Origin of the sequence: Gallaecimonas mangrovi (assembly GCF_003367375.1) — a bacterium.
Lineage (GTDB): Bacteria > Pseudomonadota > Gammaproteobacteria > Enterobacterales > Gallaecimonadaceae > Gallaecimonas > Gallaecimonas mangrovi.
Map to the genome: position 1 here is coordinate 2536260 of NZ_CP031416.1, position 26615 is coordinate 2562874.

The following is a 26615-nucleotide window of genomic DNA, read 5'->3' on the forward strand; positions in this document are numbered from 1 at the left end:
CGCCGGACGCTCAAATAAAAAATGAGAGTCTCTTTAAATTTGCAGTGTTATATCAGCTTTCCGAATTGTTAAAGAGCAAAAAACCTACTCGAGAGTAGGTTTCCAAATAATCTGTGTGGACACTGCAACAGCTGGCAGTCTCTTTTAGTAAGGAGGTGATCCAGCCGCAGGTTCCCCTACGGCTACCTTGTTACGACTTCACCCCAGTCATGAACCACACCGTGGTAAACGCCCCCCGAAGGTTAAGCTATCTACTTCTGGTGCAGCCCACTCCCATGGTGTGACGGGCGGTGTGTACAAGGCCCGGGAACGTATTCACCGTGGCATTCTGATCCACGATTACTAGCGATTCCGACTTCACGGAGTCGAGTTGCAGACTCCGATCCGGACTACGACGCGCTTTTTGGGATCCGCTTACTATCGCTAGCTCGCTTCCCTCTGTACGCGCCATTGTAGCACGTGTGTAGCCCTACTCGTAAGGGCCATGATGACTTGACGTCGTCCCCACCTTCCTCCGGTTTATCACCGGCAGTCTCCTTTGAGTTCCCACCATTACGTGCTGGCAACAAAGGATAAGGGTTGCGCTCGTTGCGGGACTTAACCCAACATTTCACAACACGAGCTGACGACAGCCATGCAGCACCTGTCTCAGAGTTCCCGAAGGCACCAATGCATCTCTGCAAAGTTCTCTGGATGTCAAGAGTAGGTAAGGTTCTTCGCGTTGCATCGAATTAAACCACATGCTCCACCGCTTGTGCGGGCCCCCGTCAATTCATTTGAGTTTTAACCTTGCGGCCGTACTCCCCAGGCGGTCAACTTAACACGTTAGCTCCGGGATCCACGTTTCAAGAACACAAACCCCAAGTTGACATCGTTTACGGCGTGGACTACCAGGGTATCTAATCCTGTTTGCTCCCCACGCTTTCGCACCTGAGCGTCAGTCTTTGGCCAGGGGGTCGCCTTCGCCACTGATGTTCCTTCCGATCTCTACGCATTTCACCGCTACACCGGAAATTCCACCCCCCTCTCCAAGACTCTAGCCTGCCAGTCTTAAATGCAATTCCCAGGTTAAGCCCGGGCTTTCACATCTAACTTAACAAGCCGCCTGCGTGCGCTTTACGCCCAGTAATTCCGATTAACGCTTGCACCCTCCGTATTACCGCGGCTGCTGGCACGGAGTTAGCCGGTGCTTCTTCTGCGAGTAACGTCACAGCTGCAGCGTATTAAGCTACAACCTTTCCTCCTCGCTGAAAGTGCTTTACAACCCGAAGGCCTTCTTCACACACGCGGCATGGCTGGATCAGGGTTGCCCCCATTGTCCAATATTCCCCACTGCTGCCTCCCGTAGGAGTCTGGGCCGTGTCTCAGTCCCAGTGTGGCTGATCATCCTCTCAAACCAGCTAAGGATCGTCGCCTTGGTGAGCCGTTACCTCACCAACTAGCTAATCCTACGTAGGCGCATCTGATAGCAAGAGGCCCGAAGGTCCCCCTCTTTGGTCCGTAGACATCATGCGGTATTAGCCATCGTTTCCAATGGTTATCCCCCACTATCAGGCAGCTCCCTACGTCTTACTCACCCGTCCGCCGCTCGTCATCTTCTAGCAAGCTAGAAATGTTACCGCTCGACTTGCATGTGTTAGGCCTGCCGCCAGCGTTCAATCTGAGCCATGATCAAACTCTTCAATTAAAAGTGTTTGATGCTCAATGAATTGCTGAAGTGTTGAACACTTCACAGTCATTGAGTAGTTCTCAATTTTTTGAGCCTACCCATCTGCGAGTGCCCACACAGATTACTTGGATTATCTTGTTAAAGAGCGTCGTTCTTCCGAACGAGGAGGCGCATTCTACCGCCTTCCTATACCGTGTCAAGCCCTTTCGCTTCACACTAAACTTCGGCTTTTAAGGCTTTCGCCTTAATCTTCGAAGCGGGCCGCTATTCTACTCACCGAGCGCCTGTAGTCAAGAACTTTCTTGAGCATTTTGGTTGCTGGCTGATTGTAGAGCTGAAGCGCACGAAACTAGCGCTCTAGCGGCGGGAAACGAATTATGGTCCCCCCTCCTTTAAAACGCAAGCTGTGCAAAGCGATTAGTTATCTAGGTTTCAAACCCATATATCTAGGTAGATCGGCGATGCTATCTAATGTAACGGTAGCCAGGGTTATAGCATCCTCCGTGACCGCCTTACCCGTCTTGACAAGAACGGAAGTACCTACACCGGCGGCGCCGGCGGCACGCATGTCATCAGCCTTATCACCAACAAATATCGAAGTAGCCAAGTCGATATCTAAGTCAGCTTTAGCTTCTAGGATCATACCTGGCTTAGGCTTTCGGCAACTACAGTCTACTTTATACTGACCTATACCTTTCTCAGCATGATGAGGACAATAGTAAACTCCGTCTAATAACACTCCGTGATCTTCAAAATTCCAATCCATCCATTGAGTGAGCTGTTGGAAATCTTGTTCAGTATACATTCCACGAGCAATACCAGACTGATTAGTAATAACTACAACAGCATACCCAGCGTTCTTAAATGCAATACAAGTATCAAAAACACCGTCGATAAATTCGAAATCATCAATCTTACTAACATAGCCGTGATCAACATTAATAACGCCATCACGGTCAAGAAATAAAGCGGGTCTCATCTATTATTCTCTATCGAAGTGAAATTATCGGGATTAAATACAGCCATTTCAGGATACAACCAATGTGCATTTTTCACGATTAAATCAACTTGCTGCTTATCACCTAAAGCCTGGGCTGCTTTTATCATACCTGCAAATGTCTCCGGACGAACTACGATTTGACTAAACTGCCATCCCCAATCAATAAACTCTTGCAACTCTTTTCTATCTTTATCTTTTAACGCTAGCTGCAATTTGGCATTCATAACAATAGTAACTATTTGATGCTGAAATACAACAGGATTAGCAATATCAAGTAAAGGCAAAAGTGGAGATTTTATTTTATCTTTACTATTACCGATTTCAACGACCTGTGTTAACTTAGCCATCGAGTAAAGATTTGTTATAAGAAATAGCCCACCAGACACCAGCAAAATCACACTTAACATTCTTAAAGCAAAAGGAAATATTACAGCTTTCCTCATTACATGATAACTCATTTTAGCCTCAGCTAAATACAGCAGCAACAGAAAAGCAAACCAGTGCAAGGCCGAATGATAAAAGGGATATTCAGTAAGACAATGTAGAATCATCGGCAACAGCATGGCCAGGTAAGCAAACATATCACAGCCAATAGATTTAATCCGGTAAAAGAAATAAAAGCAAAAAAACAAGATTCCTAAAACAGGAAAAATCCCACCTTCGTCCGCCCAAAACAAAAGCTCGTTATGTGGATGACTAACATTTTTAAGAGACAACACCCCGGTCTGATAAAATGTTAACGCCCGCTGCTCAGCAAATGCATGCTCAAAGTTCCCCAACCCAACTCCGGTAAGCCAGTGATGCTCAAAAAGTTGCCAAGCAACAAACCATATAGCAGACCGGCCGTTGCTGCTGAGAACTTGGTCTCCATCTCTCCAGACAGAGTGACTCTGAGTCTGTATCCAATCCGTTGCTAGAAAACCAAGAAAAAGACCAGCTAATAATAAGCTAAGACCAATAATGCTGTTTCGTTTATAATATTTCTTTACAAAAAGCATTAAAAATAACGCACATGCCATGGCCAAAATACCAGTGCGCGCAAGAATAATATACACACAGAAACCACAGGAGATAAGGCAAGAACCTATTACACACCACCATAGAACGTTACCATATCGCCAGCTAAATTCATTGTGACGAAATAACAACCAAAGAGAAGCCATTGCTGCAGACACAGCATATGTTGGCAATAACGTGTGGTGTTGAAAAATACCAAGGGGAACAGCATAAAAGCCCTTATTATAACCATCCAAAATAAAAGGAAGTTGAAAGAATTGGCATATTCCAATAATACACTGTAAAGATGCCGAGGCAACAAATAGGAATAAGAGTGCTTTTTCATCCTGCTTGATGTCAAACAGTTGGAAGAGGCTAAAAAGAAAAAGTAAACCTATAATAACACCAATTAGCCGTCCCAGAGCTAGAAGGCCATTATCTCCAGACCAAGCTAATGGCAAGAATAAAAGAAAAAATAAAAAAAAATAACTCAGCCACTGCGATGGGATCAGCCAAAAACGTTGTGTAGTCGCAGAAAAAATAGCAAGGACGATAAAAATTGCAGCACTAAACCAAACCACATTATTGAACGCCAGCTGTAATCCAAAACCTCCTAAATTATTTTGGAAATATAGTCCTGAGAATAAAAAGAGCAGCCAAAGGGCTGCCCAAGCTAAAGATTTTTCCTTGTACACTGACAATCCTATTCAGTGCGTGAATTTCTTCACACTTTCGCCTCTGCCAATAGCATAGTAGGTAAAACCCAAATCCGAAAGTTTTTGAGGCTCATAAAGGTTTCGACCATCAAAGATAACTGGCGTGATGAGGTTATCTTTGATCATTTCAAAATCAGCAGCTCTAAAAGATTGCCACTCAGTACAAATGGCTAAAGCATCAGCTCCTTCTAGGGCTTTTTCCATTGAATCCACCAAAACGAGGTCGTCACGTTGACCATAAAGACGAATAGTTTCCTGCTGAGCTTCAGGGTCAAAAGCACGAACTTTGGCACCGGCTGCCCACAAAGCTTCCATTAAAACACGGCTAGATGATTCACGCATATCATCAGTGTTAGGCTTAAACGCTAACCCCCATAAGGCAATTGTCTTCCCTTCTAGATCACCTTGGTAGTGTCTATTAATAAATTGAAACAGCTTTTGTTTCTGCCGATAATTTACTGACTCAACTGCTTGTAAAAGCTCAGGCTGATAACCAACTTGTTGAGACGTACGCACCAAAGCTTGTACATCTTTAGGAAAGCATGAGCCGCCGTAACCACAACCAGGATAAATGAAATGATATCCAATACGAGAGTCGGAGCCGATTCCTTTACGCACAGCTTCAATATCAGCACCAAGTAATTCAGCAAGGTTAGCTAATTCGTTCATAAAGCTTATTTTTGTAGCCAACATGCAATTAGCAGCATATTTCGTTAGCTCCGCACTACGAACATCCATTGTAATAACTTTGTCATGATTACGATTAAAAGGCGCATATACTTCACGCATCCTTTTCTCAGCAACAGCATCGTCAGTGCCGATAACAATTCGCTCAGGCCTTTGGCAATCAGCAACAGCAGCGCCTTCTTTTAGAAACTCAGGGTTAGAAACAACTGCGTAAGGAATTTCAACACCTCTAGAAGAGAGAACCGATTTAACTTTTTCTGCGACCTTATCTGCAGTGCCAACTGGTACCGTAGATTTATTAATAATGATTTTATAGGTATCCATATATTTAGCAATAGTCTCTGCTACAGCTAGCACATATTTTAGATCAGCAGAACCGTCTTCATCAGGAGGAGTACCAACCGCAATAAACTGAAGCTCACCGAAAGAAACACCCTTTTCAGCATCGGTGGTAAAGATTAACCTTCTATCATCTCGGCCTTTAATGACTAAAGCTTCCAAGCCTGGCTCATAGATTGGAATAATACCATTTTTTAGATTTTCTATCTTATGATCATCTACATCTACACAGCAAACCTGATGACCAGCATCAGCTAAAACAGCGGCTTGAACCAGTCCAACATAGCCAATACCAAATACAGTGACGTTCATTTTTCACTCTCTACAATTGGGAAAAGATGTTCGTAATATGAATATTTTATCTTTAAACATCTTACAAAGTTAACAAGCATTATTGCCAAGGAGATAATTCCGAGTAATAATATACAAAATATACAAAAGGTAAAGCCGATGAAAACCAGTGAAGACTGGCTCCCACATTTTAGACGGGCAAAAAGCCTTGAAACTCTTTCTTTAATGGTAAAAAGAGCTGTTGAGCAATGCCAAACCTCCAGCGAAAAATTTCAAGTTTACAAGGCGGAAGAGTTAAGAGAACTGGAGTTAGAAAAGCTCAATGCTCCTGAGCGGTTTCGGCGTCTCTAATACGATAGAGCAGGGAACACGATTAAATTTGATAAAATTCTCGATACCACTTCACGAAGTTATTAACTCCCTCTTGTACTGATACCTTAGGGCGATAGTCGATAGCATTGTATAAGTCTTCAGTTTCAGCCCAGGTAGCAGGAACATCTCCAGGCTGCATTGGCATCATATTACGTTTGGCATGTTTACCTGTCGCATTTTCAATAGCCTCGATGAACTCAGTAAGTTTGATCGAATGCCCAGCACCAATGTTAAATACTCTGTAAGGTGCACTACTCTGCCCTGCATTGCCTTGCCCTGGCTTCCAGTCTTTTCTAGGCAAAGGAGTTTTTTCAGCAATACGTATAATAGACTCGACTATGTCATCAATATAAGTAAAGTCACGTTGCATATTCCCTTCGTTATATACATCAATAGCATCACCATCAAGAATTGCTTTGGTAAATTTAAAAAGTGCCATATCAGGACGACCCCAAGGGCCATAAACAGTAAAAAAACGCAAGCCCGTACAAGGGAGATTATAAAGATGGGCGTAAGAATGGCTCATTAGTTCGTTAGCTTTTTTTGTCGCTGCATAAAGTGAAATAGGATGATCAACTGAATCTGCCACTTTAAATGGTATATCAGTATTAAGTCCATATACCGAGCTAGATGAAGCGTAGACTAGATGCGACACTTGTTGAGAACGACACCCTTCCAGCACATTTAAATGACCAACTAAGTTAGCATCTGCATAAGTGTGAGGATTATCAATCGAATACCTAACACCAGCTTGAGCACCCAAATGAATAACGCGATCAAAACTAAACTCTGAAAAAAGAGTATTCATCCCTATTCGATCGGCTAAATCAAGAAAATGAAAGGTAAAAGACGGATATACTCTCAGACGTTCAAGTCGCGCCTCCTTTAGACTGACATCATAATAATCGTTTAGATTATCAACACCCGTAACATCAAAACCGGCCTTCAGTAGACGCTCAGCGACATGAAAACCGATAAATCCAGCGGCGCCAGTGACAAGATAGTGCATTAGATACCCTCGTTTCCTGCAGAAAATGCAGATAAAACATTAATAACATTAAGAAGGATAGCCTTTGGGATTACTCGACTGCCAACGCCAAGTATCCTCCATCATCTGTTGTAATGTCTTTTCCGCTCGCCACCCTAATTGTTTATAAGCAAATTGCGGTGCAGCATAACAGGCAGCAACATCTCCCGGTCGTCGAGGAGCGATGGTATAAGGAATCAACGTATTAGCAGCCAGCTCAAAGGCTTTAACCATCTCCAGCACCGAGTACCCATTGCCTGTGCCTAGGTTATAGGCTTGCCATCCCTTCAGAGTTTTTAGCTTTTCAAGTGCCTTCAAGTGGCCTTTGGCAAGATCCACCACATGGATATAATCACGCACACCGGTTCCGTCAAGGGTTGGATAGTCATCACCAAAGACTTGCAGCTCCTTTAAGCGCCCCACTGCTACCTGGCTAATGTATGGAAGCAGGTTGTTGGGAATACCGTTAGGGTCTTCGCCGATTAGGCCCGACTCGTGAGCACCAACCGGGTTGAAATAACGTAGCACGGCGATAGCCCAACGTTCGTCAGCCTTGGCAAGGTCGGCTAAAATACGCTCGACTATATATTTTGACGTGCCATAGGGGTTAGTGGTCCCCCCTGTTGGTGACTGCTCGGTGAGCGGAACCGCTTGAGGTTCGCCGTAGACAGTGGCTGATGACGAAAACACCAGTTTGCATACACCAGCTTTTGCCATCGCCTCGCACAGCGTAAGCGTACCGGTTACATTATTTTGGTAATAACGCAGCGGCTGCTGCACGCTTTCGCTGACCGCTTTGAGACCAGCAAAATGGATAACTGCCTCGATAGAGTATTGCGTAAACAAACTATCGAGCAGAGTTCGGTCAAGGATATCGCCTTCAACAAAGCTAGGCTCACAGCCGGTAAGCCTTGCGACCCTAGCTAAACTTTCAATGGTGCTGTTGGAGAGGTTATCCAATACCAACACATCATGCCCTTCGCTTAACAACTCAAGCACAGTATGTGAGCCGATATATCCGGACCCACCAGTAACCAAAATCATGGTTAGATATCCAAGGACTGAATAAAAGCTGCGAACTTTTTACCCAGTTTGGGGTTACGCAGGCCATAGGTAACAAAAGTCTTCATATAACCCAGCTTGTCACCACAATCATGGCTATAGCCTTTGATGCGATAAGCTTCAACTGATTGCTTTTCCATCAGAAGAGCGATGGTATCAGTCAGCTGAACTTCGCCTCCTGCTCCAACTGGTGTTTTCTTTAGCAATGGCCATAGCTCTTTGCCAAAAACATAACGTCCAACTACAGCCAAATTTGAAGGCGCCTGAGCCTGACTAGGCTTCTCTACAATAGCCGTCATCTTTGCTGACTCACCAGCCTCGATATCAGCACCATTCAAGTCAACAACACCATAAGCACTAACGGCTTCCATAGGAACCGGCTCAACCAAAACTTGACTGGTTCCAGTTTCTTCAAAACGCCTTACCATTTCAGCCATGTTTTCAGTTTTGAGATCTGCAGCGGAATCATCAATTAAAACATCAGGTAAGACTACAGCGAAAGGAGAATCTCCGACCAACGGCTTAGCACAAAGGATAGCGTGGCCAAGGCCTTTAGCTTCGCCTTGGCGAACCTGCATAATAGTGACATCTTCAGGGCAGATACTCTGCACTTCTTCCAAGAGTTGACGCTTTACTCGACGCTCTAGCATCGACTCAAGCTCAAAGCTTTTATCAAAATGATTTTCTATAGCATTCTTAGAAGAGTGAGTTACAAGCACAATCTCCTTGATACCAGCAGCAATACACTCATTGACAACATACTGGATCAGCGGCTTATCAACCACTGGCAGCATTTCCTTCGGGATCGCCTTGGAGGCAGGTAACATACGGGTACCAAGCCCCGCCACAGGTATTACAGCTTTCATATTTCTCCCTAATATGCGTTTTTATTTATAAAACCTTTAAATATTGTCAAAAAAACTATCTTTAAATCAAACCAAATCGACCAGTTGTTAATGTAGTAAAGATCATACTCTACCCGCTTACTAAGATCGGTATCTCCTCTCCAACCGTTGACCTGGGCCCAACCGGTAATACCAGCTTTTACCATATGCTTCTGCATGTAACCTGGAATTTCATTCTTAAACTGATTTACGAAGATCGTTCTTTCAGGCCTAGGTCCTACAATAGACATGTCACCTTTCAATACGTTAATAAATTGAGGGAGTTCGTCTAGACTTGTCCTACGGATAAATTTTCCGAAATTAGAAACAGCTTTATCCTTAGAACTTCCCCATTTTATACTAGTACTTTCAGTATCTACTGGCATTGATCTGAATTTGAGCATATTGAAACGCTTTCCATTCCAACTAACTCTTTCCTGTCGATAAAAAATGGGGCCGGGAGAAGACAACTTAACCCCTATACCTATAAATATCATTAAAGGACTAATCATTATCAAAATTAGAAATGCTAGAATTTTGTCTTCTAATGATTTTACAAATCTATTTAGTCCAGTTATCGGAGTCATTGACAAATTAATTACTGGTAAACCGGCAACTTCACTGACAGAGTGATTTATCAATTGGAAACCTTTCATGTCAGGTATGTATCTAACTGTTTTGGTTGTATTTTTCAAACTAACAAGTATCTGCTCAACTAGATGCTCATCAGATAATGGTAATGCTATCCATATTTGATCTATTTTAGACGATTCTTTATCAAGAAAACTGGAAATGTCATTAAAATCACCAAGCCTAGATGTATTAGCTATAATTTCATCTCCAAAGTTCCCTAAAATTTTATACCCGGTCCATGGAGCTTTATATATTCTACATGCCAATTCTTGAGCAACATCTCCATCACCTAAAATAATTACTTGCCTTACATTGTATCCTTGAGATCGAAAATGATTTAACAAGCTCCGTATCAAAATTCGAATAAAAAGAAAGGTGAATAGTCCGATCAGGTACCAAGCAGTATAAAAAGTCTTTCCTATATAGTTAGCCATACCAAATATAAAAAAAACACCAACAACGGCAGTTTGATTTACAGTCCAAGCATAAAAAGAAACAGATATTTCTTTGACCCTTGATTCCCCACGCCATGTACGATATAGACCTAGCTCAGAATAAAGCCAAAATGCTATTAAAATACTACTAATAAGAGAGAATGAATAAGCAATAGAAACGAACTTTGGAGCAAAAATAGCTTTAGCTATATAAAATGATACTACTATAGAAAAAATATCAGAACAACGATGAACTATTGAAATGAAGGTTTGATTTTCTTTTACAAAACCTCTATTCATTTTTCTACCCTCTAAGTAACTCAATAATATCTCGAGTTACTTTCGACATTAACTCATCATCACCTTTTGACTCAACATTCAAACGAACAAGAGGCTCCGTATTTGAACACCTAAGATTAAACCTCCATTTATCAAACTCAAGGCTAACTCCATCAGTCTCATCGACATTAATTGCTTTTGATTGATAAAAATCTCTTACTCTCTTTATTGCAACCTCAGGATTATCTATTTTACTATTAATCTCTCCAGATGAGGGATAGGCAGCTATACGTTCATCAACTAAAGCGGAAAGCGGTTTACCAGTTTTGCAAATTAGCTCAGAAACTAACAGCCAAGGAATCATACCGCTATCGCAATAAGCAAAGTCTCGGAAGTAATGATGAGCACTCATCTCACCACCGTAGATAGCATCTTCCTTCCGCATTTGTTCTTTGATAAAAGCATGGCCAGTTTTTGATTGAACAGAAGTGCCTCCGTTCTCGGTAACGATGTCTATCGTATTCCATGTCAATCGTGGGTCATGAATAATTTTTGCCCCAGACTCTTTAGAAAGAAAAGCTTCAGCCAGTAGTCCAACAATATAATAGCCCTCTATAAAAAGGCCATTTTCATCAAAAAGGAAACAGCGGTCGAAGTCGCCGTCCCAAGCGATTCCCATATCAGCCTGATACTTAATAACGGCCTCTGCAGTATCTGCACGATTATCAGGCAAAAGTGGATTAGGAATACCATTAGGAAAGGTGGAATCAGGCTGATGATGTACTTTGATGAAATCGACTTCAATACCTAGCAACTTAAGCTGCGACTCTATATGATCCAATGCAGGCCCTGCAGCACCATTACCGCTATTGACTACCAATCGAAGAGGACGCGTAAAATTTTTGACGTTAACATAAGAAACTATGTGCTCCGCATAGTCCTTTTTTAAATTAATTTTCTGTAGCCGACCTTGTTCTTTTGATTCAATCCAATCAGCACTCTCAGCCAGACGCTGAATATCAAATAATCCAGTATCGCCAGAAATAGGACGACTACCGTGAGTAACTAACTTCATTCCATTGTAATCAATAGGATTGTGAGACGCCGTCACTTCAATCCCGCCATCAACGCCAAGATGGAATGTAGCAAAGTAGACCTCTTCAGTGCCGGCCATGCCAAGGTCTAGTACGTTTACACCGGCGTCACGTAAACCATTAGCAACTGCTAGTTTCAGCACAGGACTGCTTTCACGTGCGTCACCACCGACAACGACAGTATTAGCCCTAAGGTATTGTCCATAAGCTCTGCCGATACGATAAGCGATATCCTCATTCAGTTCGGAACCGAGCTGCCCACGGATGTCGTATGCCTTAAAACAACTTAAACCTTGCATACAACTCAAACCCTTCCATAGCGATCAGAATATCTCACAATATCATCTTCCCCTAGATAAGTACCGGACTGTACTTCGATCAATTCCAATGGAATTTTACCTGGGTTTTCCAAAGCGTGGATCACACCAACTGGGATATAAGTGGATTGATTCTCTGTCAAGAGCAAGTCTTTATCACCATTGGTTACCTTAGCCGTGCCAGATACAACGATCCAATGCTCTGCACGATGATGATGCATCTGGATTGACAGCTTTTCACCAGGTTTCACAGTGATGCGCTTAACTTGGTACCGCTCTCCATTATCAATGGAGTCATATTTACCCCACGGACGGTAGACTTCGCGATGAGTTAAATGTTCAGTTCTACCGGTTTCATTCAGCTTATTAACGATATGCTTAACGTCTTGTACGCAATTTCGAGCAGCCACTAACACTGCATCTTTCGTTTCAATAACAACAGCATCCTCTAGACCGACCGTCGATACCAGCCTACTGGTAGAGTGCACTAACGAATTGCGAGTTTCATGCATAAGTACATCACCATTGATCACATTGCCGTTAGAATCTTTGGGTTCGATATCCCATAGCGAAGACCAACTCCCAACATCGCTCCAGCCAGCATCTAGAGGAACTACTGCGGCTTTGGCTGTTTTTTCCATAACTGCATAATCAATAGACTCAGAGGGACAATATTCAAATGCCTCTTTACCGATGCGGACGAAATCAAGATCAGCTACACAATGATTCATAGCTTCTTTGCAGGCATTCAGGATGTCGGGCCGAAATTTAGCTAACTCATTCAAATAGCTAGACGCTCTAAACAAAAACATCCCACTGTTCCACAAGTATTCGCCGGTATTCAAATAAGCAATGGCTGTATCTAAATCCGGTTTTTCTTTAAAAGCTTTGACAGACTCACCAGCCTCATCTAGAGGTTTTCCCTTTTGGATATAACCGTAACCGGTATGAGCCTCCGTTGGTACTATACCAAATGTAACCAAGTGGCCGCTGCTAGCAAGAGGTTTGGCAGCCTGAACAGCAGCTTCAAAAGCCTTAGTATCAGAAATAGCATGATCAGATGCTAAAACCAGTAACAGTGGGTCTTCTTGAGTAGCAGAGGCCTGAAGTGCCGCAAGAGCAATAGCTGGTGCTGTATTACGCCCATGAGGCTCTAGCAGTATTCCGCTATGAGCAAAGGCCTTTTGGCGAAGCTGCTCTGCCGCTAAAAAGCGATGTTCTTCATTGCAGATCAGTAAAGGTGGCATAGCGTTCAAGCCACGCAATCTACTAATGGTCTCCTGTAAAAGACTATTTGCAGATGTAAGAGAGATAAACTGTTTGGGGTAACTATTACGAGACAGCGGCCAAAGTCTAGATCCAGAGCCGCCACACATGATAATAGGTGTAATTAAATTTTCACTCATGGTACCGACCTTTCCCTAATTCAAATTCACTATATTTAGCTTGAACAAATTCTCGAAATTTTTCTTTAAAAATATCGGCGGAAAATTTTTCTGCATGCTGTCTGATAAAGCTAGGTTCAAATACAAAGTTATTCTCAAATTCCATTACGGCATTAATTATCGAATTTTCAGTTTGTTCTTCAAAAAAAACTCCCGTTTTACCATTTAATACAGTTTCCAGAGTTCCACCTTTGCCGAATGCAATAACAGGAGTGCCGCAAGCCTGCGCCTCTACAGGAATAATACCGAAATCTTCTTCTGCGGCGAATACAAATGCCCTCGCCCGCTGCATGTAGTCTTTAAGAATATCAAAGGATTGGTATCCCATTATGGTTACATTAGGAGAAGCAGCAGCCTTAACCTTTTCCAATTGTGGTCCGTCACCAATTACAACTAATTTCTTGTCAGGCATATTCGAAAACGCGCGAACAATGAGATCGATTTTTTTATAAGGCACAAGTCTAGATGCTGTAAAATAAAAATCATCTTTTTTTGAAATCAAATCAAATTCATCTACCGCAACATTAGGATATATGGTATGAGACTTTCTTCGATAAATCTTCCATATTCTCTTACCAATGTAATCACTATTTGATATAAAAAAATCTACACCATTGGATGTTCGGTAATCCCAGCCTCGAATTTTAAATAGCATAATCCGTGCTAATAGACTTTTTAACCCACTTTGCAACCCAGATTCTCTTAAGTACTGTTCTTGTAAATCCCATGCATAACGTATAGGAGAATGACAATAACAAATGTGTAATTGGTTAGGGCTTGTAATTACTCCTTTAGCAACGGCATGACTACTAGATATTACCAAGTCATATGAGGATAGATCTAATTGTTCTACTGCCAAAGGCATAAAAGGTAAATAGCTTCTATACATTTTCTTTGCGAAAGGAAATCGTTGAATAAATGTAGTATTCGACAACTTTCCTTTTATCAATTTTTGGCGAGTGTCATCATCAAAAAAATCAACAACAGAGAAAACATCTGCCTCTGGATATATATCCAGCATTTTGGCTAATACTTTTTCAGCACCACCAACAGATACAAACCAATCATGGACTATAGCCAGCTTCATAACAGACCTTAATCTCACTGCTTTTTTGGAGGAAAAAATAAGTAGTAATAAAAAAAATCATAACTCCAGGATCAAGTAAAATTTCTTGGAATAAAGAGAAAAACAATATGGGAAAATAAACAAAAACTATAAAAAAGTACATTCGTTTATATAAAAGAATAAACGGCATTACTATGTAAAATAACACCCAAATAAGTGAACCAAGAAATATACCAAACCCTGACATTATCTCTAACTGTTCATTGTGTGTACCCACACCATATGCTTTCCAACCTGTGCCAAAAATAAGATTTCCATTATCATCTAATATTCTATTTATTTCATCTTGATAAAATAAAAGTCTGTGAGTCCCACTATTAATTCCTCTCTGTACAATTTCATTTAAAACAACAAAAGCTTTCTGCATCAAAAAATAGATGATACCTAAAGTACTAATGACCATTGAAAAAATTAAAAATAACTTCTTGTACGGATTTTTTATGTCCAAGAATAAAAAAGAACATACGAGAATATACATAATAGGAAAGCAGATAGCCATAACTGACTTGGAGAGAGTGAGAAATGTCAATAATAAAATTATTGAGCTGGAAACTAAGAAAAACAACTTAGACACACTATCAAATTTTATTTTAGTATAAAAAATAATTATGAATAGCAAATAACTGATAGCTGCAAAGGGAGTTGGACTTCCAGCGAATCCAGCAAATCTGACGTTAACTCCTTTCATAAAAATTGAAGAAGAATCATCAACCCCATAAATTCCAGAAGTTAAATCGCTAGTAATAGTGACACCAGGAATAAAACCAAGAACAATAATAAAAAAAATTACACTCGATAGACAATATCCCAAAAAAATATACTCTATACCATTTTTTAATTTGTATTTATCTACATCATGGATGAACCTAAAATAGAAGTAGAATGCAACAAAAAAAGACGATATATGCCTAGCAAACTGGAGAAATGAAACCAAAAACATTTTAAAATTATCTGAATATAAAAAATAAATAAGAGAACAGATAAGCATCAATGATAAAGCTACAAGATAAATAAATACAATTGAATCGCGAATATAATTAAAAAATATTTTCCAATTAAATAAGACCAAGAAAAAGGTTATAAAAACAGATAAGTCAATACCGGATATACCATATGAAAGGAACGAAAATTTAACTCTTGGAATAAATATAAAAAATAGAAACAAAAACAACCAAATGTTATTCTTATTTATTATATAGCGCATATGTTTTTTCCGACATTCGTTGTTCATTAAAATATAAATTTACACATTCATATGCATTTCTTCTGCGCTCTTCGAATATAGTCTCGTCAGTTATACAACACTTAATGAACTCCAAAATCTCGTTATACTCATTGTAAAGCAATCCCATCTTGGGGTTTCTAGAAATGATATCTATATTACCAACGACATTAGATAGAATAGGAACACATCCATAGGATGCCGCTTCAATAACACTCAGGGGTAATCCTTCCCATCGAGAGGTGTTTAAAATAAAGTGAGCATTCCTATAAAAAAAATCAGGATTCGGAATGTTTCCATGAAAATCTACAGTTAAATTATTTTTTTGAGGAATAGATGATTGAAGAAAATTTTTATCCTCTCCTTCACCAAGGATATCAAAGTGGAAGTTAGAGTTTGAATTTTTTATAAGATATTCAATTATATCTAAAAGTCTTTGAGTATTTTTCTGGTAATCAAATCTAGAAACAACGACAATTTTTACAAGGTCATCTTCTATTGCTATGATTTTTCTTTGATTTGGAATGAAAACACCATTCTCAACTACACAAGAATAACTACCCTTTGCTAGTAGGTTTAGCGATTGAGCTTCACTTTTTTCACCAGGAGAAACAAAAATAGATACGCAAGTGACTAATGAAAATAGCTTTTCAATAAGAAAATATATTTTTCTCTTCAATAAGCCATACGACTGATAATGAATACCATGAAACGTATGATATACTTTTACTTTTTTTATAAAAAATTTAATAAGCCGAGAATATAATCCAGCCCCTTTTCCGTGGGAATGGATTATATCTATATTATTTTTTTTACAAAAACGAACTATTTCAAAAAAAGTTCTTATAGAAAAAGAACGATGTGGAAGTAATATTATCTTATTTTCTAATTCAGAAGAAAAAAGAGAATAGTAAGGTTCATCAGGTGGGCAAGCTAAATAAACTTGAAATTCATCTCGTTTAATCAATTTTATTAATTGATAAAGATGTTGCGGCCCACCACCAACATCAGCACGAAGGGAAATATAGAGTATTTTTCTCATTTAAGTCTTACCGAAATCATTCCTTATATTTTTTAAGAAAATATAAATATATTTTTTTGGGAAAAACAAAATACAGTAAAATTTTTAAACGAGCAAAAATGTGCGCTTTAAGATAGTTAAAAAATGGGGGAGATATATTATTTCTTTTATTTATAATGGATAATTCCTTTATCGCAAGAAGTGAATATTTTGGATTATCTGAAACCCCACCCAACGGCATTTTATCGATAAAGACATCAACAAAAAGAGGCTCTAAACGAGACATCGATTTATATAATAATTCTGTATCAGCGGAAACAGTCAAATTAATATCAAAACAATTGTACTTATTGAATATAGAGACATGATGGTACACTTCCGGGTGAACAGGTAATGCAGGGCGAATACCTTGCCACTTATTGTTCAGATCAGACCATCGGCTACCTACGTTTTTTAAGAACTTCCGCTCACTTGTCAAAAGTTTTATTTTTCCATAAACCATTTCATATTGAGGAAAAGCTGACGACAAAAACTTAGATATCACTTCTATAGTATTATTATCGTATATCTCATCTCCTGCACCAATAAACTGCACCCAACTTCCTTTTACAAATTTTAAAGCTTTATTCCACGCATCATATATACCTCTATCTGGCTCGCTAAACCAATAATCAATAATATCCTCGTTTTCTTTTAATAACTCCACTGTTCCATCAGTTGATCCACCATCAGCAACTATCCACTGAATATTTGGATAAGTCTGTGCTCTAACCGATTGTAGAGTCCACTGAAGGTCACTTGCAGCATTAAACGTTGAGGTAATAATGGTAATTAGAGGTCGTTCAGGCGTATCCGTTTTAGAACCAAACTTCAATTCACCACCACCATCCAACCTTGCTTTCATCATACTTCTCTAAGTTCGATTTGATGCTCACAATACCATTGATAGGCGTCTTGAATACCTTCAAATAAATTGATCGACGACTTCCAGCCCAAACGAGCCAACCTTTCAACATTCATCAATTTACGTGGAGCACCGTCTGGTTTGCTTGGATCAGTTTTTATTTTTCCTTTATAGCCAACCACTGCAGCAATCGTCTGCGCTAATTCTAAAATAGTGCAATCTTTACCTGTACCAACGTTGATATGACTTTGCATCGGTAATACTTGTTTATCTAGAAGCTGTTTTTCGAGATCCATCACAAAAACACTGGCCGTGGCCATATCATCGACATGTAAAAATTCTCTCTTGGGACTACCACTTCCCCATATCACCACTTCAGGAAGATTCCTTACTTTGGCCTCATGAATTCGCCTAATAAGCGCTGGTACCACATGACTATTCTCAGGGTGGAAGTTATCGCCAGGACCATAGAGATTTGTTGGCATAACACTTCGATAATCCACACCATACTGGCGGTTATAAGATTCACATAACTTAATACCGGCAATTTTAGCGATAGCATAAGGCTCATTTGTTGGCTCTAAGTAACCATCAAGTAAAGCACTTTCTGCCATAGGCTGTGCAGCAAACTTCGGATAAATGCAGGAAGACCCCAAAAACAGCAGTTTTTTCACGCCGTATCTGTAAGCTTGATGAATAACATTGGCCTGAATAATCAGATTGTCATAAACAAAATCTGCAGGATAAGTGGCGTTGGCATGAATACCGCCGACTTTTGCCGCCGCCAGATATACCTGGTCAATCCGGTTATCAGCAAAAAATTGGTCTACCGCAGCCTGGTCTCTTAGATCTAACTCTGCAGAGGTTCGGGTAAGAATGTTCTTGTAACCTTGCCTCTGCAGCTGACGAACAATAGCAGCACCGACCATACCACGGTGACCGGCCACAAAGACAGTGGCATCAATACCCGTCATGTCAGTTCTCCAAAGCTACTGGAATTTCAAAACCATGCTTTTTCATAAATGCATGCTGTTTAGCTGTTTGTAGATCAGCCGCCACCATTTCGGCACACATTTCCTGAACCGTCGTGGTAGGCTCCCACCCCAACTTAATCTTGGCCTTGGTTGGATCGCCTAACAAAGTTTCAACTTCTGCCGGGCGGAAATAACGAGGATCAACCCGCACTACAACATCACCAACGGACAAAGCTGGAGCATTATCACCGTTAATGGATTTGACAACAGCTACCTCATCTACGCCTTGGCCAGTGAACTCTAGTTCCATACCCAGCTCTTCTGCACTCCAAGTGATAAACTGACGAACCGAATACTGGACGCCGGTCGCTATAACAAAATCTTCAGCTTTCTCTTGCTGCAGCATCAACCATTGCATTTGCACGTAGTCCTTGGCATGACCCCAATCACGTAGTGCATCCATATTGCCCATGTAAAGACAACTTTCTAAGCCCTGAGCGATGTTAGCGAGACCACGTGTTATCTTACGGGTAACAAAAGTCTCACCACGGCGTGGCGATTCATGATTAAAAAGAATGCCATTACAGGCATACATGCCATAAGCTTCGCGGTAATTAACAGTGATCCAATAGGAATAGAGTTTAGCGACTGCATATGGGGAACGAGGGTAAAAAGGTGTAGTCTCTTTTTGCGGAGTTTCTTGAACCAAACCGTAAAGTTCCGAAGTTGAGGCTTGGTAGAAACGAGTGGTCTTTTCCAACCCCAAAAAGCGAATAGCTTCAAGTAACCTTAAGGTTCCCATCGCATCAACATCCGCCGTGTATTCAGGAGACTCAAATGAGACCGCAACATGTGATTGAGCACCCAGGTTATAAACCTCGTCAGGACGAATTTCTTCCAATATACGCGTCAAATTAGACGAATCTGTCAGATCGCCATAATGAAGCTTTAACTTCGGATTAAGGTCGTGTGGATCTTGATAAAGATGATCTATTCGCTGAGTATTGAATGATGATGCACGCCGTTTTATGCCGTGAACCTCATAACCCTTTTCGAGTAAAAATTCAGCCAAATAAGAACCATCTTGACCCGTAATACCTGTGATCAACGCTTTCTTCATAATCAATACTTTATCTTGTGAATTTATTTTTAATTAAATTAATAACGGTATTCGCAGAAATATCTTCGATATCTAAGTCACTACCTCGTCCGTAACAGTTAATTCTATCGTCTTCACTTTCCATTTTTAACAATTTGTCAGGATAAATTGCATTGTAAGAGTTAAATACATCAGGAGGATAAGGAGTAAATCGACCATAATGATTACCATTAGAGATGACGAAAATATTTTTATGTTTTAATGCAACGGCTATATGCGGAATTCCTGTTTCATTCGAAACTAAAATTATTGAATGCTCTATCAGTGAGCCCAACTCTACTAAGGTTGTTTTACCGGCTAAGTTGACAGTCCCTTTCCCTAAAACTGCGGCTAGTTCTCCAGCCCTAACTTGGTCAGATGGACCACCGCCAATAACGATAGCAAGGTTATATTCTGAACGAATAAATTCTGCAACTTGAGCAAATTTTTCAATTGACCACTGCCGAAAAATGGCACTGGCACCGATAAAGAGCAACGCATATCTCTCAGGAAGATCATCTAGTTTAGCATTATTATCAGGTAACATCAGTACACTAGGTAAATTTTTTATATCTGATCCAAGTAAAACTGATAAAAAATTACGGTTCCTCTTAAATTCGAATTCTACTCGCTCTGTGGATTGGATTAATTTTGTATAAATTTTTGCAGTATGATTACGCTCGGTGAAAGGCTGATTAGTCGTATCACCAAACCAAGCGATTTTTTCTTTTGCTGAAATAATAGAACAAATATCTTCTACTCTTTGTCCTTCCCTACTAAAACAAGGATAAATAAGTAAATCAACGCACCCTATTTTATGTGCTTGAATTAAAATAGAAATGCGATATATAAAATCTTTAAAAAAACGCTTTCTATTTAAAAAAATACTTTTTATGAATAAGCCATCATCAAAAAAATGAACTACATCCTTCCAAGCATGGTTACCAATCAAAATAACATTTGGATAATCGTTTAGCAAACACGGAATGAAATTCCTAAAAAGAATATAGTCACCTAGAGCATCGGGCTTTAAGATAACGAGCGATTTACCTTTTCTAGAAAACGAATCTTTTTTAATAAAAGGTCTGTATATATAGAAAAAAAATTTAACTACAGAGTAAATGACTCTTTTTATTATTCTTTTAACCAAGCTGACAAATCCCTTTTAATTACACCTTCAAGATTTTTAATGTCCTCTCGATAAAAATCGATAAGAAAAGTTTTGTCTTCTAGTGAAATATACTCTTTACTGAGGTTCACATCTTTTATTTTACCTGCAATGTTTTCCCTGATATTTTTAGGCAGAAAAAGACGGATGAATGGTTTTATAATGGAAGCTAAAAATCCTTTCCCTTCAGAAAACCTCATGACTGCTTTCGATTTTGGCCTTCCCGAGCGGTTAAATTCCTTCATGTCTAAATCCACTTCATCTTCATCAATTCCAATAAAATGGCAAATATCTTTTATAAAAACATGGCGATTCCTAAGATCCTCAAACAAACATATTTTTACATTTTCGAAATTTTTCAAATAGTCTTTAACTTGCTCCGAGTAGAGACCGACACTTTTATAATGGTAGCTCCAACCCCAATTATCTTTTATACGTTCATCTTCCCTAATAAGGGCGTCCTTAAAAGAAAGGTTTTCCCAGCCATCACGAATATGATGCATATAGTTAGAAAAAGCTCGTTCAATTGGATTCCTCAAAATTATGATAATTTTAACCGAATCACCTACAGTTTTTTTTATATTAGCAATTGATTCCTTATGGTAGTAGAGGTAATCATTTGATATATCACCACATTTTTTATCTTGATGATTTTGAAATAAGGATTGATATTCATCGTCATCTGTTATTCCTTCATTCGCAAAAAATTCGGCGCCAAGACCTTTAAAGTCTTTATTGAGCTTAGAGAAGTAACGACACTCCTTAACATCAGGAATGAATATATCGGGGTGACTATTCAAATATTGGAAAATCGATGTAGTACCAGATTTAGCCGCACCGGCAACAATGAAATCAATTTTTAACATAACTAATATTTCTTAGTTTTCTTATTATTTTTTTATAAAGAGATGTCTTTCCGAATTTTTTAAAGAATTCATCATCTATTATTTTAGATGACATAATAAATTCAGGATGAGACAAGGGGAATTCTATTTCAAGTTCTTGATTATTAACTATTGATAATTCTTCATCAAATGTATGCGTTGCTTGTTCATTAAATCCTATATTTCGCACTAGATTCTGTGACGGCCTAATTGCTAATCCGTTGTTGATTCTAACACAAAAGTTCCACTGGTAATCCCAAGTATTAATTTCACCGTCAACAACTCTACTGAGAACATCCGCTCTAGATTGATTAGCATCTTTTTGCTCAAAGAAACTTAAATCTCTCAATATATTGGGATGTTTTTTATATTTTTCTAGAGTAACATCATAATGCTTCCATCGACTTCTCCAAGAAGCCCAGCCCCAAACTTGGGTAAAACGAGAAAAATCATAACTTTTAGATATTTTTTTTAGACCAGGATATCGATATCCAGCAACATGCCAAATTCTTAAATCATTTTTATATTGTTCTAAATTTTCCTGGCAGAAGTAAAAGAAACTTTTTGACGGTAAACAGTCGTCTTCAAGAATTATCCCTTGCTCTTCATTCTCAAAAAACCAGTCTATTGCAGATGATACTGCAAGTTTACAGCCTAAATTTTGCTCCCGGAACAAAGTTTTGACTTCACAGTGCCAGTCGATATTTTCAAGTATATATTGCCTGACTTTTTCAATATCTTTTTTTTCACTAGACTTGTTTTCACGAGCTCCGTCGCAGGCAATATAAAATTGAATCGGCTTTATTTCACGTATACGCTGAAAGACTTGCTGTGTGGTATCTAAGCGATTAAAAACTAGAAAAAGGACCGGCGTTTTAAAGCTCATTAGACTTAGCTGCCTCTTTTAACGACTCAATGTAATCTTTCACAGAGTGCTGGGGCTCCCATCCTAAAGCTTTCGTCTTTTCAGTCATCACATCGGCTGACATACGGTTACCGGGCCTTTCTGGCAACATACTAATTTCGCCACCAAACATTTGAGCGATATCCAGCACGCTGAAAGCTTCAGGGCTACCAATGCCAAATTCATCACCCCGGCCTTCTTTACCAACCAGTAGAAGACCAGAAACGATATCGTTAATATGGGTAAAATTTCGCTTTTGAATACCGGGAGATACAACTGTTAATGGTTCGCCCTTTTTATATTTTTCATGAAAAAGACCAATTAAGGTTGCATACTTCCCAGAAGATAACTCTCGTGGACCATAAACATTATAAAAGTAGGTTATAGCGTAGTCTAAGCCGAACCAATTCCCATAATTTATCACTAATTCCGTATTACTGGCTTTGGTCCATGCGTAAGGACTTTGCGATCGGCCGAGGCCTCCGTCACCAAATTTGGTACTGCTGCCCGCATATATAGTGCGACAGTTGTGTTTCCGACAAAATTCCAAGACCGAAAACGTACCAAGTTTATTAAAGTTATAGACTGTTTCGATGTCGCCAAAACTCTGCTCTACACGCGAATATTCACCTAGATGGAAAACCACATCTGGAATAGTAGTAATAAGAGATTCGATATCGACAGTATTACCCTTAATGTAATTAACACCACTTACATGATTTAACTCAGAACCGGTGAAGTAATTATCCAAGGAGTAGACTTTATTATTAGGATCTTTAGCTAGCGCTTCACACAAATGACTGCCAACAAAACCAGCGCCACCGGTAACTAAAATTGTCTTCATAAAAATTCCCAATGTATAAATTAATCTTCTTTCACTTTAACTAATTCCGCATAAGGCGGAATAGGGTCAGCAGGAAAATCGATATTTGATCGAAAACCCAACCAAAATTCTGGAGCATATATTATTTTTTTATTTTTTATAAAATATGAACCCCACCAGCTAAAACTGCTCGCACTCATAACTCCACCATCGCAAAGAGTCATAAAACGGAAGTCTTCCTGGAAAGTCTTGAAAGGGGAAATATATTTATTTCTCAAAAAATAGAAATTATCTTCAACAAACTTTTTATCATCACTAAAAAAAATGAACTTTGCATTCTTATCGGAATCAATTATTTTATTAATTGCATCAAGATAATAACTAATAGGAAGTAATGTACTCTTTCCATATATATAAAAATCTTTATAATCGCCACGTCTTATATGTATAAAATAATAGGTGGATTGATCATCCTTTTTAATAATTTCATTTTTTACGTTCGCAACCATTGCATCTAATTGAGGATCGAAATCAAGTGACCAAGCATCTTTTTCGCAAAAAAAAGATTGGCTTTGATAAAAACCACTTTCAACAAGAGTTAAAAATGAAAAAAGCCCTTTAGACTTTATGAAATTATTCTTTTCACGTTGATAGCCAATAACGTCTTCTTTAACAACACTTACCACATTAAATAATTTTAAAAATTTTATAATAGAAAATATTTTAGGAAATATATGATTAAAGAATTTATTCCTAAATTTTGTTTTTTTTATATTAAGTAAGTCAGTCGGTTTTAAAAAAACACTACAAAACTCATCTAGTTGGTACGTAACAATTCTTTCATCAGCTTTATTTTTTATTTTTTTCAAAAATAAATATTGGAAAATTTGATTTCCAAAGCGTCCCTTCGACACAAAAAATATCAATTTAAAAACCCTTTAAAATTACATTTCCAGAAAGAGAAGATAGATTTCAACATAAGTAAGGCGTTGTCTCGTGTGGGACTACTTATTAAATCAATAATGAAAATGCTAAAAGCGTATGAAACAAATGTCGTAAGAATCGCACCGATCGCGCCAAACTTTGGTATAAATATAACATTCAATATTATATTTATAATAGTACCAACCCCTTCAGTAAAAAAAGAATACTTCAGCATATTTTCGTTCAAAATAAAAATAGACCTACTCACACCGAAATTTGTAAAAAAAAGTCGAAATGACATTAAGGCTAATAATATTCCAGCACCTTTAAATTCATTCCCATAAAGTATGCTAATAATATAACTAGAAAGGAGAAGAAGTGAAAAACCCGTTATTAAGAAAATTAAAAAGTTAAGCCTGTAATAATCTAGCATAACTCTTTTATTTTCTTCTTTATCCTCATGCCATCTTAATGAAATTTTAGGATAAAAAGCTGTTTTTAAAATTAAAGGTAGAAAAGCAAACATTTCAACAATTTTAAGAGAAGAGCTATATAGACCTACTTCATAATCACCCAGATAATGTTTAAGCATTACTTGATCAATTCTTGCCTGCACCATAACAACAGCCCCTGTAAATATTAAAGGCCAGCTGTTTTTTAAAAATTCTAATGCTAATGTTAAATTAAAATGCAGAGTACCTTTGATATCAAGTCGCCTGTTGAAGAAAGCAAAGCTGAGTCCGATGTAAGTTATCGCAGACTCAAGAACTAGAGTCCATCCGAAATAAACCAAAGGAGCATTAAAATAAATTAATGAGATCTTAAATAAAATTGAAAGAAAAAGCCCCAACACTTTAAAAGCAACACTAATATCATTTTTTCTTTCTGACTGAAAATATAAATCAATTGTATTTAATGACTGAAAGAAGTAGCTAATAGCTATTATGTAAACTAAATTTTCTATATCCAGTTCATTTTTAAAAAGTAAAAAGTAAAAAGTAATAGCTATAGTCATCAAAACAAAACCCAACATCTTCAACGCCGAGCATGTAGCGACAATATCTTTTACTTTATCCCTATTTCTAACTAGCTCACGAAACACAATGCCATCTAAACCAAGACTAGCAATAGAAGACACTAAGATGACAAGCGATTGACTGTAGCTAAATACACCAAAGTTATTAGGCCCTAAATATCTTGCGACCAAAGCGCCTACAAAAACACCAGATATAATTCTTAAAATTTTTTCAAAAAATAACCAAGAGAGATTTTTCATTTCAAATGACTATTAGTCTCTTTTTATTGCATTTCTAATCAGAACATATAATACGCTTAGAAACAGCCCTAATATAAACCCAACAATTAGCGCCAGTTTTGGCTTAGGGCTTGAAGGATGCTCAGCAGTTACAGCCGGATCCACTGTTTGAAAAGCATACTCTCTTCGAACTTGAGTCAACATTAGCGTCGTAGTTTTCTGTTCAATTAACTGATAAAGCATAGCTCTTGTATCTGCGACAGTGGTGCTTTCTAGCTGTCCATTTAAATAAGCAATACTATTTTTAGCATCTTTCATGTCACGCATGCGCATTGTTTCATTAAGATCGGAGATTAACCACTCAACCCATTGTCTACATATAACCGGAGAGTAGAAACTTACACTAACAGTTGTCATCCCGGAGGCTTCACTATCCGGAGCAACTGTCATCACTTTATTTAGGAAGTAATTAGTAGCACTGACAAGTGAAGGTTTTAAAGACATGCCATTTTTATTTTTCAACCAGATTTCATTTTTAGGATTGTATATATTTAAGTTATATTCGAATGAATTTCTTTTGGCATCCCATGAGTTAGTGGCCATCAGTGTAGCTAAAATTTTATGTTTAAGAATAAAATTACTTATAAATTGCCGAGATTGAAGAATTTGCAAAGCCAATGTTGTTTGATCAACAGTTCCTGTTGTCCCCATAGATAAACCAGCAATAGATGCAATACTTCCTAACTGGCCCATGATGGACGATGAATTCTGGTCTGTGGATACAGGGGAAATTAGAGCCTGGGATTGATATTTTTCGGGCATAAATTTTGAAGTGATATATCCACCGATAGCACATACAGCGGAAATAATTAAGATCAATACTTTGCTTCTCCAAAGTAAGATAAAAAGATCCTTTAGGTCAACCTCCCCCTCTTTTAAGGGTCTCACATTCGTATTATGTGTCATCATTTTATTTTTAAAAAATTCTTTTTCTTCATTCATACAAGAAACTCAGTCTAAAAAATCC

The 26615-nt window shown here is 38.7% G+C and carries 23 protein-coding genes and 1 rRNA gene; 1 reads left to right on the forward strand and 23 read right to left on the reverse strand.

Annotation, left to right across the window (positions count from 1 at the left end; all coding sequences use genetic code 11):
- Positions 1–148 precede the first annotated feature (148 nt).
- From DW350_RS12150 to DW350_RS12165, 4 genes are all read right to left on the reverse strand, one after another.
- Positions 149–1687, reverse strand: a 16S ribosomal RNA gene (locus tag DW350_RS12150).
- 403 nt (positions 1688–2090) lie between these two features.
- A complete protein-coding gene (gmhB, locus tag DW350_RS12155) occupies positions 2091–2648 on the reverse strand; it encodes a D-glycero-beta-D-manno-heptose 1,7-bisphosphate 7-phosphatase (RefSeq protein ID WP_115719121.1) in 558 nt (185 codons plus the stop codon).
- Complete coding sequence (locus DW350_RS12160) at positions 2645–4360, reverse strand: PglL family O-oligosaccharyltransferase (protein WP_115719122.1); 1716 nt, start codon at positions 4358–4360, stop codon at positions 2645–2647. The genes gmhB and DW350_RS12160 overlap by 4 nt, the downstream gene beginning before the upstream one ends.
- A gap of 12 nt (positions 4361–4372) precedes the next feature.
- Positions 4373–5719: a UDP-glucose dehydrogenase family protein gene (locus tag DW350_RS12165; RefSeq protein WP_115719123.1), complete on the reverse strand. Its 1347-nt coding sequence runs from the start codon at positions 5717–5719 to the stop codon at positions 4373–4375.
- 138 nt (positions 5720–5857) lie between these two features.
- On the opposite strand from DW350_RS12165, the gene DW350_RS12170 reads away from it, so the two are divergent.
- Positions 5858–6049, forward strand: a complete 192-nt coding sequence (locus DW350_RS12170; protein ID WP_115719124.1) for a hypothetical protein — start codon at positions 5858–5860, stop codon at positions 6047–6049.
- A gap of 22 nt (positions 6050–6071) precedes the next feature.
- Here DW350_RS12170 and DW350_RS12175 read toward each other — a convergent pair whose 3' ends face one another.
- The 19 genes from DW350_RS12175 to DW350_RS12265 all read right to left on the reverse strand — a co-directional run bounded on the left by DW350_RS12175 (position 6072) and on the right by DW350_RS12265 (position 26590).
- A complete protein-coding gene (locus DW350_RS12175) occupies positions 6072–7079 on the reverse strand; it encodes an NAD-dependent epimerase (RefSeq protein WP_115719125.1) in 1008 nt (335 codons plus the stop codon).
- A gap of 48 nt (positions 7080–7127) precedes the next feature.
- Positions 7128–8141, reverse strand: coding sequence for a UDP-glucose 4-epimerase GalE (gene galE, locus DW350_RS12180; protein WP_115719126.1), 1014 nt, complete (start codon positions 8139–8141; stop codon positions 7128–7130).
- Between the two features lie 2 nt (positions 8142–8143).
- Entirely contained in the window at positions 8144–9025 is an 882-nt protein-coding gene (gene galU / locus DW350_RS12185) for a UTP--glucose-1-phosphate uridylyltransferase GalU (protein ID WP_115719127.1), read from the reverse strand.
- A gap of 8 nt (positions 9026–9033) precedes the next feature.
- Complete coding sequence (locus tag DW350_RS12190; RefSeq protein ID WP_115719128.1) at positions 9034–10410, reverse strand: undecaprenyl-phosphate glucose phosphotransferase; 1377 nt, start codon at positions 10408–10410, stop codon at positions 9034–9036.
- A 4-nt stretch (positions 10411–10414) separates the two neighbouring features.
- Entirely contained in the window at positions 10415–11782 is a 1368-nt protein-coding gene (locus DW350_RS12195; protein WP_115719129.1) for a phosphohexomutase domain-containing protein, read from the reverse strand.
- A gap of 5 nt (positions 11783–11787) precedes the next feature.
- On the reverse strand, positions 11788–13206 hold the full coding sequence (locus DW350_RS12200; protein ID WP_115719130.1) for a mannose-1-phosphate guanylyltransferase/mannose-6-phosphate isomerase: 1419 nt from the start codon (positions 13204–13206) through the stop codon (positions 11788–11790).
- Positions 13199–14332, reverse strand: coding sequence for a glycosyltransferase family 4 protein (locus tag DW350_RS12205; protein WP_115719131.1), 1134 nt, complete (start codon positions 14330–14332; stop codon positions 13199–13201). Before DW350_RS12205 ends, DW350_RS12200 begins: the two co-directional genes overlap by 8 nt.
- Positions 14310–15182: an O-antigen ligase family protein gene (locus tag DW350_RS12210; protein WP_152032977.1), complete on the reverse strand. Its 873-nt coding sequence runs from the start codon at positions 15180–15182 to the stop codon at positions 14310–14312. The genes DW350_RS12205 and DW350_RS12210 overlap by 23 nt, the downstream gene beginning before the upstream one ends.
- A gap of 373 nt (positions 15183–15555) precedes the next feature.
- Complete coding sequence (locus DW350_RS12215; RefSeq protein WP_115719133.1) at positions 15556–16635, reverse strand: glycosyltransferase; 1080 nt, start codon at positions 16633–16635, stop codon at positions 15556–15558.
- A gap of 16 nt (positions 16636–16651) precedes the next feature.
- Positions 16652–17521, reverse strand: coding sequence for a glycosyltransferase family 2 protein (locus DW350_RS12220; protein WP_115719134.1), 870 nt, complete (start codon positions 17519–17521; stop codon positions 16652–16654).
- Positions 17518–18492, reverse strand: coding sequence for a GDP-L-fucose synthase (gene fcl / locus DW350_RS12225; RefSeq protein WP_115719135.1), 975 nt, complete (start codon positions 18490–18492; stop codon positions 17518–17520). Before fcl ends, DW350_RS12220 begins: the two co-directional genes overlap by 4 nt.
- Position 18493: 1 nt before the next feature.
- Positions 18494–19615, reverse strand: coding sequence for a GDP-mannose 4,6-dehydratase (gene gmd, locus DW350_RS12230; RefSeq protein WP_336407004.1), 1122 nt, complete (start codon positions 19613–19615; stop codon positions 18494–18496).
- A 7-nt stretch (positions 19616–19622) separates the two neighbouring features.
- The gene (locus DW350_RS12235; protein ID WP_115719138.1) at positions 19623–20780 is read right to left on the reverse strand and encodes a glycosyltransferase family 9 protein; all 1158 of its coding nucleotides are present in this window, start codon (positions 20778–20780) and stop codon (positions 19623–19625) included.
- Positions 20765–21664 (reverse strand): sulfotransferase domain-containing protein, encoded by a 900-nt coding sequence (locus DW350_RS12240; RefSeq protein ID WP_115719139.1) that lies wholly within the window; start codon positions 21662–21664, stop codon positions 20765–20767. Before DW350_RS12240 ends, DW350_RS12235 begins: the two co-directional genes overlap by 16 nt.
- On the reverse strand, positions 21651–22568 hold the full coding sequence (locus DW350_RS12245; protein ID WP_115719140.1) for a nucleotide-diphospho-sugar transferase: 918 nt from the start codon (positions 22566–22568) through the stop codon (positions 21651–21653). Before DW350_RS12245 ends, DW350_RS12240 begins: the two co-directional genes overlap by 14 nt.
- A complete protein-coding gene (locus DW350_RS12250) occupies positions 22558–23430 on the reverse strand; it encodes an NAD-dependent epimerase/dehydratase family protein (RefSeq protein ID WP_115719141.1) in 873 nt (290 codons plus the stop codon). The genes DW350_RS12245 and DW350_RS12250 overlap by 11 nt, the downstream gene beginning before the upstream one ends.
- A gap of 20 nt (positions 23431–23450) precedes the next feature.
- Positions 23451–24323 (reverse strand): alpha-1,2-fucosyltransferase, encoded by an 873-nt coding sequence (locus tag DW350_RS12255; protein ID WP_192954671.1) that lies wholly within the window; start codon positions 24321–24323, stop codon positions 23451–23453.
- A gap of 8 nt (positions 24324–24331) precedes the next feature.
- A complete protein-coding gene (locus DW350_RS12260; protein ID WP_115719143.1) occupies positions 24332–25609 on the reverse strand; it encodes a flippase in 1278 nt (425 codons plus the stop codon).
- Between the two features lie 12 nt (positions 25610–25621).
- Positions 25622–26590: a Wzz/FepE/Etk N-terminal domain-containing protein gene (locus DW350_RS12265; protein WP_115719144.1), complete on the reverse strand. Its 969-nt coding sequence runs from the start codon at positions 26588–26590 to the stop codon at positions 25622–25624.
- Positions 26591–26615 lie beyond the last annotated feature (25 nt).